The organism is Agromyces molybdatiresistens, from assembly GCF_052748445.2.
This window is the reverse complement of the sequence record NZ_CM188258.1, coordinates 2,783,268-2,796,688: the sequence shown is the minus strand read 5'-3', so window position 1 is coordinate 2,796,688 and position 13,421 is coordinate 2,783,268. Positions and strand designations below refer to the sequence as shown.

16 protein-coding genes and 1 tRNA gene are annotated in these 13,421 nt (G+C 72.8%); 10 read left to right on the top strand and 7 right to left on the bottom strand.

All coding sequences use genetic code 11. The annotated features are described in order from the left end of the window. Window positions 1–71 precede the first annotated feature (71 nt). Together ACULK2_RS12880 and ACULK2_RS12875 are read right to left on the bottom strand one after the other, a co-directional pair. Window positions 72–1,946, bottom strand: coding sequence for a helicase-associated domain-containing protein (locus ACULK2_RS12880; RefSeq protein ID WP_445968270.1), 1,875 nt, complete (start codon window positions 1,944–1,946; stop codon window positions 72–74). A gap of 5 nt (window positions 1,947–1,951) precedes the next feature. After that, window positions 1,952–2,227: a hypothetical protein gene (locus ACULK2_RS12875; protein WP_445968269.1), complete on the bottom strand. Its 276-nt coding sequence runs from the start codon at window positions 2,225–2,227 to the stop codon at window positions 1,952–1,954. A gap of 109 nt (window positions 2,228–2,336) precedes the next feature. On the opposite strand from ACULK2_RS12875, the gene ACULK2_RS12870 reads away from it, so the two are divergent. Beyond that, window positions 2,337–2,717, top strand: coding sequence for a cold-shock protein (locus tag ACULK2_RS12870; protein WP_129234506.1), 381 nt, complete (start codon window positions 2,337–2,339; stop codon window positions 2,715–2,717). Further along, the gene (locus ACULK2_RS12865) at window positions 2,710–3,381 is read left to right on the top strand and encodes a DUF3027 domain-containing protein (protein ID WP_445968268.1); all 672 of its coding nucleotides are present in this window, start codon (window positions 2,710–2,712) and stop codon (window positions 3,379–3,381) included. The genes ACULK2_RS12870 and ACULK2_RS12865 overlap by 8 nt, the downstream gene beginning before the upstream one ends. A 28-nt stretch (window positions 3,382–3,409) precedes the next feature. On the opposite strand, the gene ACULK2_RS12860 is transcribed toward ACULK2_RS12865, so the two are convergent. Then, window positions 3,410–3,673 (bottom strand): DUF2530 domain-containing protein, encoded by a 264-nt coding sequence (locus ACULK2_RS12860; protein ID WP_445968267.1) that lies wholly within the window; start codon window positions 3,671–3,673, stop codon window positions 3,410–3,412. 9 nt (window positions 3,674–3,682) lie between these two features. Next, window positions 3,683–4,798 carry a phosphoserine transaminase gene (serC, locus tag ACULK2_RS12855; RefSeq protein ID WP_445968266.1) on the bottom strand — a complete coding sequence of 372 codons (1,116 nt, stop codon included), beginning with the start codon at window positions 4,796–4,798 and terminating at the stop codon, window positions 3,683–3,685. A gap of 151 nt (window positions 4,799–4,949) precedes the next feature. Between serC and ACULK2_RS12850 the strand changes: the two genes are divergently transcribed. The 8 genes from ACULK2_RS12850 to ACULK2_RS12815 all read left to right on the top strand — a co-directional run bounded on the left by ACULK2_RS12850 (window position 4,950) and on the right by ACULK2_RS12815 (window position 12,348). Continuing rightward, a complete protein-coding gene (locus ACULK2_RS12850) occupies window positions 4,950–5,642 on the top strand; it encodes an iron-dependent transcriptional repressor DtxR (RefSeq protein ID WP_445968265.1) in 693 nt (230 codons plus the stop codon). Window positions 5,643–6,045: 403 nt separating this feature from the next. Beyond that, window positions 6,046–6,789 carry a C40 family peptidase gene (locus tag ACULK2_RS12845; RefSeq protein ID WP_445968264.1) on the top strand — a complete coding sequence of 248 codons (744 nt, stop codon included), beginning with the start codon at window positions 6,046–6,048 and terminating at the stop codon, window positions 6,787–6,789. Window positions 6,790–7,128: 339 nt separating this feature from the next. Then, window positions 7,129–7,626: an HNH endonuclease gene (locus ACULK2_RS12840; protein WP_445968263.1), complete on the top strand. Its 498-nt coding sequence runs from the start codon at window positions 7,129–7,131 to the stop codon at window positions 7,624–7,626. 799 nt (window positions 7,627–8,425) lie between these two features. Further along, the gene (locus ACULK2_RS12835; RefSeq protein ID WP_445968262.1) at window positions 8,426–9,412 is read left to right on the top strand and encodes a CHAP domain-containing protein; all 987 of its coding nucleotides are present in this window, start codon (window positions 8,426–8,428) and stop codon (window positions 9,410–9,412) included. A gap of 333 nt (window positions 9,413–9,745) precedes the next feature. Then, a tRNA-Arg gene (locus ACULK2_RS12830) sits at window positions 9,746–9,820 on the top strand. A gap of 82 nt (window positions 9,821–9,902) precedes the next feature. Then, window positions 9,903–11,585 carry a glucose-6-phosphate isomerase gene (gene pgi / locus ACULK2_RS12825; RefSeq protein WP_445968261.1) on the top strand — a complete coding sequence of 561 codons (1,683 nt, stop codon included), beginning with the start codon at window positions 9,903–9,905 and terminating at the stop codon, window positions 11,583–11,585. 140 nt (window positions 11,586–11,725) lie between these two features. Beyond that, window positions 11,726–12,058 carry a DUF7882 family protein gene (locus tag ACULK2_RS12820; protein WP_445968260.1) on the top strand — a complete coding sequence of 111 codons (333 nt, stop codon included), beginning with the start codon at window positions 11,726–11,728 and terminating at the stop codon, window positions 12,056–12,058. After that, a complete protein-coding gene (locus tag ACULK2_RS12815) occupies window positions 12,055–12,348 on the top strand; it encodes a hypothetical protein (RefSeq protein WP_445968259.1) in 294 nt (97 codons plus the stop codon). The genes ACULK2_RS12820 and ACULK2_RS12815 overlap by 4 nt, the downstream gene beginning before the upstream one ends. A gap of 37 nt (window positions 12,349–12,385) precedes the next feature. Here the strand turns inward: ACULK2_RS12815 and ACULK2_RS12810 are convergent, their stop codons facing one another. The 3 genes from ACULK2_RS12810 to ACULK2_RS12800 form a co-directional block, all read right to left on the bottom strand. Beyond that, window positions 12,386–12,745 (bottom strand): hypothetical protein, encoded by a 360-nt coding sequence (locus ACULK2_RS12810; protein ID WP_445968258.1) that lies wholly within the window; start codon window positions 12,743–12,745, stop codon window positions 12,386–12,388. An 82-nt stretch (window positions 12,746–12,827) separates the two neighbouring features. Continuing rightward, entirely contained in the window at window positions 12,828–13,085 is a 258-nt protein-coding gene (locus tag ACULK2_RS12805; RefSeq protein WP_445968257.1) for a hypothetical protein, read from the bottom strand. Continuing rightward, window positions 13,082–13,264: a hypothetical protein gene (locus tag ACULK2_RS12800; protein ID WP_445968256.1), complete on the bottom strand. Its 183-nt coding sequence runs from the start codon at window positions 13,262–13,264 to the stop codon at window positions 13,082–13,084. The genes ACULK2_RS12805 and ACULK2_RS12800 overlap by 4 nt, the downstream gene beginning before the upstream one ends. Window positions 13,265–13,421 lie beyond the last annotated feature (157 nt).

The following is a 13,421-nucleotide window of genomic DNA, read 5'->3' as shown; positions in this document are numbered from 1 at the left end:
GTCGGGCGCGCCCGCCCGGCCGGATCGGCCGACGCGGCATCCGGCGCGGCCGTGTCGGACGCGGGATGCGGTCAGCTGCCGGCCGGCGCCGGCGCGACCGCCGCGATCGCGGAGATCGGCAGCGTGCGCTCGATGTCGGACTTGCGGTCGCGTGCGCGCAGCCGGCCGTTGGCGACGCTCGCCGGCGCCAGGAGGTAGTCGGCCGTGTCGCCGCCGGGCATCCGCACCGTCACCGTCAGCGTCTCCTTGGCGCGAGCCGCCGCCTCGAGCTGGCGCGCGAGCCAGGCCTGCTCGGTGCCGCCGCCGGCGTCGGCCTCGGCCAGGCGATCGAGCATGGCCTCGACCGGGTCGGTCCGCGGTGCCGGTGCCGCCGCGTGCCCCACGTGGTGGCGTCGGAGGCGGATGATGCGCCCCTCGGCGTCTTCGGCCGCGACCGGGTAGCGCGCATCGCTGAGGCCCCAGAACACCACGTCGGGAGGGAAGCGGGAGAGGAGGCGGTGCGCGCCGTCCTGGCGCAGGCCGAGCGAGGAGAGCGCCTGGTCGACGAGCAGCGTGCCGATGAGCTGCGCGTCGTCGGACCGGACCGAGGCGCGCGCGGGGGCCTCCGACGGGTCGGCGGCGCCGACCCGCACGGCTCCGAAGCGGGCCGCCGACTCGCTCAGCAGGTAGGCGAGCGGCTGCGGGATGCCGGTCAGCGAGATCTTCTCGAGGAAGGCGCGGATGCCCTCCTCGCTGTCGCCCGCCGCGAGGGCCCGGTTGACGGATGCCGCGGTGACCCGGTAGCTCGATGCGAGGTCGCGGCCCTCGACCTCCGCGAACGCGCGGAGTCGCGCGTCGAGCGACGGCTCGAGCGGGCCAGGGGAGACGACCGTGAGGTCGTGCTGGACGTACACCTTGTCGACCTGCTGCGGGAAATGGCGCGCGAGCCGCTCCGCGGCGCCCGCGAGGTCCCCGGAGAGGACGAGCGAGGCCGTCTCGAGCGGCTCGCCGGCGACGGCGAGCCCGAGCGCCTCGGCGTCCTCCAGGAGCCGGTCCATGCCGTCCCGGAGCCAGGCGCCGCCGCCGGGGTAGTACCAGGCGACGTCGTCTCGGATCGAGGCGGAGCTGAGCGCCTCGCTGCGACGCACGACGAGGTCGCGGAGCGGCGCCGGGATGCGGGCGCGCCATGCCTCCGCGAGCCGGGTCCATCGTGCGCCGGTGCCGAGCAGGATCCACTCGGCGCCCGCGTCGGACTCGAGCCAGACCGGGCCGTCGCGCACGATCAGGCCCGACTCGGTGGCGCGTCGGACCAGACGCGGGAACTCGTCGAGCTCGACGCCCGCGGCCTCGGCGAGCCGCTTCGCATCGGGCAGTGCGAAGCCGCCCTTGGCCAGTTCGCGGGCGGGCTGCACCGCGAGACCCGCGAGCAGCTCGGCGGTCGCGGCGACGGTGCCGTACGCGGTCTCGGCGGCGCGCCGGTCGAGGAGCCCGGTGTCGGGCCGGTCGCGGGGCAGCGCGACGGGCGGTGCGTGCGCCGCGAGGGATTCGAGGCTCGGCAGGTCGACGTCGAGGCGGGCGCGCAGGCGCGCACCGACCTCGGTCGGCACGTGGATGCGTTCGTCGTCGCGGAGGAGGAGCAGCCGTGCCTCGAGGCCGGCGAGCACGCTCGCGGGGTCTGCGGCCAGGCCCCCGGCGAGGTCGTCGGCGCCGAGCCGTCGCAGTTCGTCGGACAGCAGGCCCAGGTCGGTCCAGCCGGCGTCGTCGGTAGTGGCGGCCGCTGCGGAGAGCACGGCGAGCGCGGGCCGTTCGAGGCGGTCGATCGCATGGTCGATGGAGTCGGGCGCGGTGAGGGCCTCGGCGAGGTCGAAGAGGTCGCGGACGTTCGAGTGGTCGAGCTCTCGAACCGCCAGCGCGGCCGCGAGCCGCTCGCGCGGAATCGCGCGGAGCCTCGCGGCGAGCACCAGCATGGCCGTCAGTCCGCGCCCTGTCGGGACTCACGCGAGCGGCGGACGCCGTTGACGATGAGCAGCACGATCAGGAGCACGAAGCCGATCGGCAGGCCGATGAGCGGCAGCATGAGCACGAACGGCCAGACGCCCTGGCTGAAGCCGTCGTCGGCGCCGGCCCCGGCGAGCGTGCCGATCATGACCGCGAAGAACGCGATGATCGAGAGCCCGACCGTGGCGGCGACCATGTAGGCGAGGATGCGCTCGAGGCGATGGTCGGTGATCGGGCCCTGGTTGCTCACGCTCCCAGAATAGGCCCCACGGCCGATCCGGGGGATGCCGGACCGTAGACTGGGAGGCGACGTCGCCGCGGTTTCCGGCGCGCCCATCGAGACAGCGGGAGATCCATCGATGCCCACCGGCAAGGTCAAGTTCTACGACGAGGAGAAGGGGTTCGGCTTCATCAGCGGCGATGACGGCCAGGAGGTCTTCCTCCACGCCTCGGCACTTCCCGCCGGTGCGACCGTGCGGTCGGGGACGCGGTTGGAGTTCGGGATCGCGCAGGGCAAGCGCGGAGCGCAGGCGCTCTCGGTGCGCGTGCTCGACGCGCCGCCCAGCCTCGCCCGCATGCATCGCAAGCCGGCGGACGACATGGCGGTCATCGTCGAGGACCTGGTCAAGGTGCTCGACGGCATCGGCGCGAACCTCAAGCGCGGGCGGTACCCCGACAACGCCCACAGCCGCAAGATCGCGGCCCTGCTGCGCAAGGTTGCGGACGAGCTGGATGCCTGACGCGGAGAACGGCGAGGGGGCGGCGGCCGATGCACGCGTGCCCGTGATCGCTGACGAGGTGCTGCTCGCCGCCGTGGACCTGGCGCGCGGCGCACTGCTCGAGGTGACCCCTGCGCAGACCGTCGGATCGGTGATCGGCCACGTGGCCGAGGGCGAGCACGTGCTCTCGCTGCACTTCGCCGCCGACCTCTCCGGCTATCCCGGATGGCACTGGTCGGTCACGCTCGCGCGTGTCGAGGAGGCGGAGCCCACCGTGCTCGAGACCGAGCTGCTCCCCGGTGAACGGGCGCTGCTCGCGCCCGAGTGGGTGCCGTGGTCCGAGCGGCTCGCCGACTACCGCGCCGCCCAGGCCGCGGCCGCCGAGGCGGATGCGGCCGACGAGGAGGACCTCGACGGCGACGACTCGGGCGACGGCGAGGGCGCCGACGGCGGGTTCGACGACGACGAGGCCGACGGCTCCGACGACGACCTCGACGCGGAGGACGACGCCTTCGGGGACGACGCCGGCGACGACGCGTTCGACGGCATCGACATCGACGCGCTCGACGCGGACGGCGACGACGATTCCGGGGAAGACGACGACGAGGCGGACGAGCCCGACGAGGCGGACTCCGACGACGCGGACGACTCCGACGTCGACGACCGGGCGCACGGCACCGACTAGACGTACGAGACCGTCGGAGGTCGCACCCTCACGGCCGGTCCGTCGCCACCGGCCGGCCGCGACGACGTCGCAGCTGCACGGCGACCAGTCCGACGACCCCGAGCGCCACGCCGACCGCGGCCGCGGCGATGAACCACGAGAACCCCGACTCCGCGAGCGGAGCCGCGAAGGCCAGGGCGAGCACGAGCGCGAGCAGCCAGCCGAGGGTCCCGGCGAGCAGCGCCTTGCGCGCGTCGGCACGCGCGGGCGCCGGATCGGGGCGCCGCTCGGACTCGGACAGCCACAGGCGCATGCCGTCACCCTATCCGTTGTGTTCGAGCACCCAGTCCAGCGAGGCGGTGAGTGCGCGGACGTCGTCGGGCTCGATCGCCGTGAAGGTCGCCACTCGGAGCTGGTTGCGGCCGAGCTTGCGGTAGGGCTCGGTGTCGACCACGCCGTTGGCCCTGAGCGTCGTCGCGAGCGCGGCGGCATCCGTCGTCTCGTCGAAGTCGATCGTGACGACCACCTGCGAGCGGTGGTCGGGGTCGGCCACGAAGGGCGTCGCGACCGGCGTGCCGGCCGCCCAGTCGTAGAGGATGCCGGAGGACTCGCGCGTGCGCGCGTCGGCCCAGGCGAGCCCGCCCGACGCGTTCATCCACTCGAGCTGGCTCTCGAGCAGCAGCAGCGTGGCGAGCGCGGGCGTGTTCAGCGTCTGGTCCAGGCGCGAGTTGTCGACCGCGTTCTTCAGCGAGAGGAACTCGGGGATGTAGCGATCGGATGCCGCGATCCGCTCGATCCGCTCGATCGCGGCGGGCGACATGATCGCGAACCAGAGTCCGCCGTCGGACGCGAAGTTCTTCTGCGGCGCGAAGTAGAGGACGTCGAACTCGGCCGGGTCGGCGGTCGCGCCGCCCGCCGCGCTCGTGGCGTCGACGACCGTGAGCGCTCCCTCGTCGCCGCGCACGCGGCGCACGGGGGCCTGGACGCCCGTCGAGGTCTCGTTCTGCGGCCACCCGTACAGGTCGACGCCCTCCAGCGGCTCGGCGTCGACGCGCGAACCGGGTTCGGCCTTCCGGACGTCCGGGGCCTCGAGCCACGGGGCAGCCGCGGCCTTGGCGAACTTCGCACCGAACTCGCCGAACGAGCAGAGCTGCGCGCGCCGCTCGATGAGGCCGAACGCCGCGGCGTCCCAGAAGGCGGTCGAGCCGCCGTTGCCGAGCACGACCTCGTAGCCGTCGGGCAGCGAGTAGAGGTCGGCGATGCCCCGACGCACGCGACCGACGAGCTGCCTGACGGGGGCCTGCCGGTGCGAGGTGCCGAGCAGGCGCGGGCCGACCTCGGCGAGGTGCGCGAGCTGCTCCGATCGCACCTTGGACGGTCCGCAGCCGAAGCGGCCGTCGGCGGGCAGGAGCGACGAGGGGATCACGAGCTCAGGCATGGTCCGATCTTAGGCGCGGCCGATTCGCCATGGCGGCGGATGACGCGGGGTCGGGGGTTCGCGACGTCCATCGTGGCGCTCGGCGGCATGTCGGCCGCGGCCAGTAGTCTGTTCTGATGCACGAGGCGCCCCACGGCCGAGGAGGAGCGAGTTGACCGACCTCATCGACACGACCGAGATGTACCTGCGCACCATCCTCGACCTCGAGGAGGAGGGCATCGTGCCCCTGCGGGCCCGGATCTCGGAGCGCATCGGGCACTCCGGTCCCACCGTGTCGCAGACGGTCGCGCGGATGGAGCGCGACGGGTTGGTCGTCGTCTCCGGCGATCGCCACCTCGAGCTCACGGCCGACGGCCGCCAGAAGGCCGTCCACGTCATGCGCAAGCACCGGCTCGCCGAGCGACTGCTTGCCGACGTCATCGGGCTCGACTGGGAGTACGTCCACGAGGAGGCGTGCCGCTGGGAGCATGTGATGAGCGAGCACGTGGAGCGGCGTCTCGTCGAGATCCTCGGCCAGCCCACCCACTCGCCCTACGGCAATCCCATCCCCGGGCTCGAGGAGCTCGGCGTCGAGCCGGCCGCTCCGTTCATGCAGGGCGTGCGCAACGTGCTCACGGCGCTCGACGAGGGCGACGGCGCGGCCGAGGGTGTGATCCGGCGGCTCGCCGAGCCCGCCCAGTTCGAACCCGAGCTGCTCGGACGCCTGAAGTCCGCGGGAGTGCTCCCGGGCACGCGGGTCTCGCTGCGCCGGGAGGGCCGGTCCGTCGTCGTCTCGGTCGAGGGTCGTGACGACCGGCTCGAGCTGCCCGCCGAGCTGGCGGGCCACCTCTTCATCGGCGACTGAATCGGGACCGCCGCCCCCTGGCGCGGCGCCCGGGCCGACAGGGCTTCGGATCCATCCGCGGAGCGGTTTCCGGAGTGCCGATTCCGGCGCACCGTGATCGAAATGTGACAATCGACGACCTCTCGCGTATTCTCGGTCGAGTCCGCCGGCGACAAGCCAGCCGGAGGAACAGGGTCGAGACGCCTCCCGCGCTCACCGCTCGGCCCCGATACCCGTGACGCGCCCCCCGGCGCACAGGTGAGACGAAGCTCAGGCCTCGTGGGGCGGAGGACACGTTTTGGCTCGATTCCCCCGGCGCCGCTCCGGCGCGACCACCGCCCCCAAGCCCAGGACCGGAACCGCGCTCGTTCGGCGCGCGACGCCGGCCGCCCCAGCGGCTCCCGCGACAGCCACGGACGCCGCGATGCAGGCGAAGCTCCAGCAGGACTCGCTCGGCCGCCGCCTCCGCCGAGGCAGCGCGAAGAACGTGATGGTCATGTCCGTCGCGGCCGGCCTCGTCGGCACGCTCGCGATCCCCGCCTACGCGTTCGCGCCGGGAAGCGACGGCATCGAGTTCGGCGCCACCGCGGCGACCCAGCTCACCAAGGCCGCCCCGCAGGACGTCCAGGTCGCCGACGACGTCATCGCCGCGCCGATCTCCGAGGACGGCTACGACGCCGTCACCGGTGAGGAGATCCGCGCTGCCGAGGAGGCCAAGCGCGCCGCGGAGGAGGCGGCCGCCGCCGCAGAGGCCGCCCGGCAGGCCGCCGCCGAGGAGATGACCTCGTACGCCGCGGCCGCGAGCGAGTACACCCCGGCCGCCGTCTACGGCTCGGCCGACCCCGCCAGCGTCTTCTCGGTCGCGCAGCAGTACCTCGGCGTGCCCTACGTCTACGGCGGCGCCACGCCCGCCGGCTTCGACTGCTCCGGCCTCGTCCAGTACGTCTACGCCCAGTTCGGCATCAGCCTCCCGCACTCGTCCTCCGCGCAGGGTGCCGCCGGTACGCAGATCCCCGTCTCCGAGGCCGTCCCCGGCGACCTCGTCGTCATGAGCGGACACATCGGGTTCTACGCCGGCGACGGCATGATCCTCCATGCCCCCTACGAGGGCACGGTCGTCCGGGTCCAGCCGATCTGGACGAGCGACTACTGGATCGTGCGGATCTGACGTGTGAACAGCATGTGAAGCGTGTCTCGAATGGCGTGCCGGGAGGACCCGGCACGCCATTCGTGTCGTAGCCTTGGATCCTGACGATCTCGATACCGGGTAGGGGAAGTCCGATGGTCGGTCCGCGCAGCAGCACTCATTCCGCGGGTGCGCGCGTGCTCTACGACCAGCGGCGCAGTAGTCAGCCGAGTCGCGACCGCGCCGGGATGCCGACGGGCACTGTCTTCACGACGGTGCCCGTTTCGCGTCTCCGCGGCGGTCGCGCGCACCCCGCGGCATCCGGATCGTCCTTCCCTTCACGCGGCTGGAAGCCATCCAGCACCGATCGAAAGGCACCCCATGCGCACCCTCGTGCTCAACGCCGGATATGAACCCCTCGCGGTCGTCTCGTTCAAGCGCGCCCTCCTGCTCGTCATGAACGAGAAGGCCACCGTGATCCTGCACGACGAGGGGAATCCGGTGCACGGCACGAACAGCGACTGGGTCCGGCCCAGCGTGATCCTGCTCACCCGGTACGTGCGGACGCCGCGCGTGCACCAGGTGCCCGTCAGCCGCCGCGGGGTCCTGCGGCGCGACGAGCACCGTTGCGCGTACTGCGGCAAGTCGGCCGGCACCATCGACCACGTCCTGCCGCGTTCGCGCGGCGGCCGCGACACGTGGGAGAACCTCGTGGCCTGCTGCCTGCGGTGCAACAACTCCAAGGGCGACCACACGCCGGCGGAGATGGGGTGGACGCTGCGGATCACGCCGCGCATGCCGCACGGTCGCGGGTGGGTGGTGCGGGGCTTCGAGCGGCCGCTCCCGCAGTGGAGCGACTTCCTCGAACGCGCCGCGTAGCGGGCGGCCGACGCGCCGGGAACGGCATCGTGACAACCGCTCGGGCCGTGCCCTAGGGTGGTACGAGTCCGGAGCACCCCCGGTTCCGGAGACCCGAAACGCCCCCGCGTGCGCTCCCCCCAGAGGCGGCGCGGGACCCGGAGGTTCACGACCCTTGTACGGTGACGACTCGCACGGCCGGCCCCCGAGCCTGCGGCCACGGCGCCCTGCACTGCCCGTCGACGGTTCGCCGAGTCGGATGCCCGGCGGCGACGTGACGCCGCGGCCGGATGCCGCGCCGGCCCCGCCCGTCAGGGGGCGCCGCGCGGACCGCGAGCGCCCGGCGGACGGTGCGGCGGCGCCGGAGCGCGCGGGACTGCGGGATCGATCGGCGCTGCGCGAGACCGGATCCATGCCGCCGCCCGCGCCCTCGCTCGCACCGGAGCCGGCTCGGCCCGCGCGTCCCGAGTCGTACCGGCCCCGGGCGGAGCCGATCGCCCGGCCCCTGCCCGACCGGGCGCCCGCGGAACGGATGCCGGCGCCGACGCCGCACCGATTCCCGCGCGAGGAGGCGCGGCGCGATGTCGAACCACCAGCCCGCCGGAGCGAGACGCGCCCGCCCGTCGAACCGTGGCGTCGCGAGCAGGTCCGCCGCGCCGCGTCGGCGCCACCGGCGCAGCGTCCCGACTCCCCGCAGCCCGCGCCGCGTCGTGAGGGCCCCGCTGGCGGGGCCGGCGCGCCCGGTCGCCCGGCCGCTCCCGGTCGACCGGCCCAGGCTGCGCCGGTCGCGCGCCGTGCGCCGTTCCCCGAGGCGGTCGCCGTGCCCGCCGCGACCCCGGCCGATCCCGCGGGGATCCCCACCGCCACGGCGGTCGGCGTTCCGGCGACACGCTCGTCCGCGACCCCCGCGCTCGCGCGTGCGACCGACGCAGGCGGTGCCGCCGGCGGGGCCTCCACCGCGGCTCCTGCGGGCGCCGCCCAGCCCCGCGGCGCGGTCCGAGCGGCGTCGGCGCGTCGTCGCCCGGCGGCGGCATCCACCAGCCCGGCCGGCCGTGCGAGCGGCCCGGTGGCGCGTCGGAACGGACCCATGCGGGTCGCGGCGACGGTGTTCCTGGTTCCCGCGCTCGTCGGAACCGTCGCCCTGCCCGCCTACGCGTTCCTCCCCGGCGGGCATCTGCCCGGCGGGTCCCCGACGAAGTTCAGCCTGTCCGTCGCCGAGGCGCAGGCGCTCGAGGTCTCCGACCAGGCCGCGGGAGCTCCGGTGTCGAGCGACACCTTCTCCGTCACGACCAAGGAGGAGATCGATGCGGCGGCCGCCGAGGCCGCTGCGGCCGAGCGCGCGGCGTGGGAGGCCGAGCTCGCATCGCGGGGGACCGGCGAGTACGCGATCGTGGCGCAGCAGGCCGAGGGCGACGACTACCCGTGGTGGTACGAGACGCCCGACGACTACGGCGGCGGCCTGTCGCCGCTGCGGTACTACTACCGCGAGTGCGTCGACTTCGTCGCGTGGCGCCTGAACCGCGACGCCGGCGCGACGGGCGCGCCGTGGAAGTGGGACTGGAGCAACCTCGCATCCGGCAGCGCCTGGATGTGGGCCGACGAGTGGGCCGCGAAGGGGTGGCCGTCGAGCAGCGAACCCGTCGTCGGCTCGGTCGCGTGGTTCCCGTACAACCATGTCGCGTACGTGCAGTCGGTCAACGGCGACGGCACGGTCACGATCGAGGAGTACAACTGGAACTCCGACCACTCGTACCACGTGCGCACCATCCCGGTCGGCGAGGCGCTCTACCTCTACCCGCCGGCCTGACCGTTCGGGTGCCGTCGACCGCGCGTTCCGATCGCCTAGCGTGACAACATGGCGAAACCGCCCCGCGAAGTTGGACGTTCCGGACAATGACCGCGACCGACTCCCGCCGATAGCCTGAGGCTTCCCCTTCCCCACCAGCGAAGCAAGGTGACCGCGATGACGCAGCCCTCAGACGACAGCCGGTTCGACGAGAACGGGTTCGTCGACGAGCTCGCGCCGTCGACGTCCGCGATCGTGGTGCTCGGCTACAACTGAGCTGCGATCTCTCCGGTCCGTCGGTGCGGTCCCGCGGGATCGGGCGGCACCGGTGCGCCCGCTAGACTCGACCGGTCAGCCTCTGTAGCTCAATGGAAGAGCAGCTCCGTCCTAAGGAGAGGGTTGGGGGTTCGAGTCCCTCCAGGGGCACCATCGCGGATGGCGCATCCGACCTCGGCGGTAGCCGGGCGTCGCACGGGTTCACGCACCCGACCGAGGGCGATAGCGTGGGCGGGTGAGCACGCCGATCGATCCCACCGCCACGTCCGCCTGGTCCGAACTCGAGGCCCATGGCGCCTCGTTCGAGCCCGACCTCCGCGCCTGGTTCGACGCCGACCCCGGTCGCGTCCAGCGCCTGAGCCTGCCGCTCGCCGACCTGCACGTCGACCTGTCGAAGAACCTCGTGACCGACGAGATCGTCGCCGCGCTCGTGCGGCTGGCGGAGGAGACCGGCGTCGCCGAGCGGTACGCCGCGATGCTCGCGGGCGAGCACATCAACACCACCGAGGACCGCGCGGTGCTGCACACCGCCCTGCGCCGTCCGAAGGGTGCCGTGCCGGCGCTCGTGGTCGACGGGCAGGACGTCGACCACGACGTCCACGAGGTGCTCGATCGCGTGACGGCGTTCGCCGAGCGCGTGCGCTCCGGAGACTGGGTCGGCGTGACGGGCAGACGAGTGGAGCACGTCGTCAACATCGGCATCGGCGGGTCCGACCTGGGGCCGGTCATGGTGTCCGAAGCGCTGAAGCCCTACGCCGACGCCGGCATCGACGCTCGGTTCGTGTCCAACATCGATCCGACCGACCTCGCTCAGAAGACGGCCGGCCTCGACCCGGAGACGACCCTCTTCATCGTCGCATCGAAGACCTTCACGACGCTCGAGACGCTCACGAACGCGCGACTCGCGCGCGACTGGCTGTGGGCCGGGCTCGAGGCCTCGGGCGCGATCGCCGCCGACGAGGCATCCCGCACCGACGCGGTCGCCCATCACTTCGTCGCGGTCTCGACCGCGCTCGACAGGGTCGCCGAGTTCGGCATCGACCCGCAGAACGCGTTCGGGTTCTGGGACTGGGTCGGCGGCCGGTACTCCGTCGACTCCGCGATCGGTCTGTCGCTCGCGATCGAGCTCGGGCCCGAGGCGTTCCGCGAGCTCCTCGCGGGCTTCCACGCGGTCGACGAGCACGTCCGCACGACACCGCTCGAGCGGAACGTGCCGGTCCTCATGGGGTTGCTCAACGTCTGGTACACGAACTTCCTCGGCTCCCAGTCGCATGCCGTCCTGCCCTACGCCCAGCAGCTGCACCGCTTCCCCGCCTACCTGCAGCAGCTGACGATGGAGTCGAACGGCAAGTCGGTCCGCTGGGACGGCTCTCCCGTGACGACCTCGACGGGGGAGGTGTTCTGGGGCGAACCCGGCACGAACGGCCAGCACGCGTTCTACCAGCTGATCCACCAGGGCACGCGCCTGATCCCGGCCGACTTCATCGCGTTCGTCAACCCGGCCTACCCGCTCGCCGACGACGGTCGCGACGTGCACGGACTGTTCCTCGCGAACTTCCTCGCACAGACGAAGGCGCTCGCGTTCGGCAAGACGGCGGAGGAGGTCGAGGCCGAGGGGACGACGGGGGCCCTCGTCGCCGCACGCACCTTCGGGGGCAACCGGCCGACGACCTCGATCTTCGCCCCAGCGCTCACCCCTGCGGTGCTGGGCCAGCTCATCGCGCTGTACGAGCACATCACGTTCACGCAGGGCGTCGTCTGGGGCATCAACTCCTTCGACCAGTGGGGCGTCGAGCTCGGGAAGCAGCTCGCCATGCAGATCGCCCCGGCGATCGAGGGCGACGAGGCGGCGCTGGCGGCACAGGACGCCTCGACCCGGGCGCTGCTCGAGTACTACCGGTCGTACCGGCACGGCTGAGGCCGGCGCGTGCGGAACCGGATCGCACCCGGTCCGATCGCTCCGTGGCAACCCCTGTTCCGCGGCGGTCGGCGAGACTACGCTGATGCACACGCATGTGCGGTTCGGAGATCTGCTCCGTCACGGTGTCGGAGGTGGACGTGGGGAAGCTGACGTACGATTCCACGCTGGGCGTGGACTTCGATGACCGAGTGCTCGCGCACCTGCAGCTCGTCATCGGCGCCAAGCTCCGCCGCGGTGAGTCGTTCTACTTCAGCTGGCGCGACGATCCCGCGATCGGCGACGGGCGCAGCACGCTGTGGATGCATCCGCGCATCCCGCTGGTGTTCAAGTACGCGGGCGGCCGTCAGCCCTCGATCAACCGCGCCTGGGTCGATGCGCTCATGGCCACGGCGAACTCTCCGGGAGGGCTCGTGCTCGTGCCGGAACCCGAGGTGAGGAACTCCGCGGATCCGAACGGAGGGCACGAGTGAAGCGCGTCAACATCATGTACGGCGGCGCCCAGTACTCGGTCGGCGAGGCCGACGTCGAGGCGATCAAGGCGGCGATCGAGCAGGCGCACCGCAACGGCATCGCGGACTGGATCACGGTGAACTTCGGCGAGGGCCGCCCGCAGCCGGCGGAGCTGCTGGTCGGCCCGGGCATCCCGGTGAGCATCGTGCCGATCCCGTCGGATGACCCGGAGCCCGGGGAGGACCGCGAGGCGCCCCTGTCGGACGAGTCCGGGACGGGGCGGTCGTCTTCCACCGAACTCGACGGCTGAAGCGCTCGCGGCGGATCGGTCGCCGCGGGATCCTCGGTCACCGGATCGGAGGCCACTCCAGGTCGTCCGTGTCGCCGCTGTCGTCGAGACCGCCGTTGTCGGATCGGCCGACCAATGGCCGCGCCGTCGAGAGCGCCGTCGTCGCCGCCCGCAGCCTGGTCACCAGGTCCTCGTCCTGGAGCTCGTCCTGGTCGGTCTCGACCGGCTCACTGAGCAGTTGGCTCGCCGGGCCGATGAGCAGTTGGGCGTGTGCGGTGGTGCCGTCGGCCGCGCGGATCGGGATGTCGATCGACGCCGCGGTCCGCTGCGACGCGAGCGCGGCCGCGTACTCGATGACCGCGTCCGCGATCGCGCTCCCGGTGAGCAGCTCACCGCCGGCGTAGTGGATCCGATCCATGCTTTCTGGTCTACCGGTCGCGGCGGGGTGGACTCAACGGCTTGCGCGTACGCCTCGGACGTGGTGTCATCCGCGCGACCCGTCAGACCCAGTCGGTCGCGTGCGTCCAGCCCGCCAGGTACGCGCGCTCGTTCGGACCGAGCCGGACGCCGGAGCGGGGCACCGGACGGTCCTCGAGTTCGCAGAGTTCGAAGATGCGCCGCACGACGACCGCACGCAGCGGCGCGGTCGGCTGCTCGAGGATCTCACGCTGCAGCGGCGCCTCGAGCATGGGCCACCATACGCCGATGGACGGGAGCACCGCGGTCTCATGCTCGGGTCGATCGAGGAGGGAACTCATTGCGCTCGCTCCTGCGTGATCCGCCCGTCGTCGTCCTGGACGGCGACGCGCTCCTCGGCGTCGGCGTCCTCCTGCGCACGCGCCCGGCGCTCGACCTCCTCGATCGCAGCGTCGGCGACGCGGTCGTCCTCCGATTCGTCGGCGTTCCGCCCGTGTCCCTCCGGTTCGGTCATCGTCACGCTCACCTCTCCGTGGTTTCGCGCGCCCCCGAGCGCGACTCCGGATTCCGATGGTACGCGGCGGGTCCGTCTGCGGGCAGTCCCTTGACCCTCCCGAACCTCGGTGCTACTCCGAGCGGATGGCCGGGCTCGCGCGGTCGACGGATGCGGGTGTCGG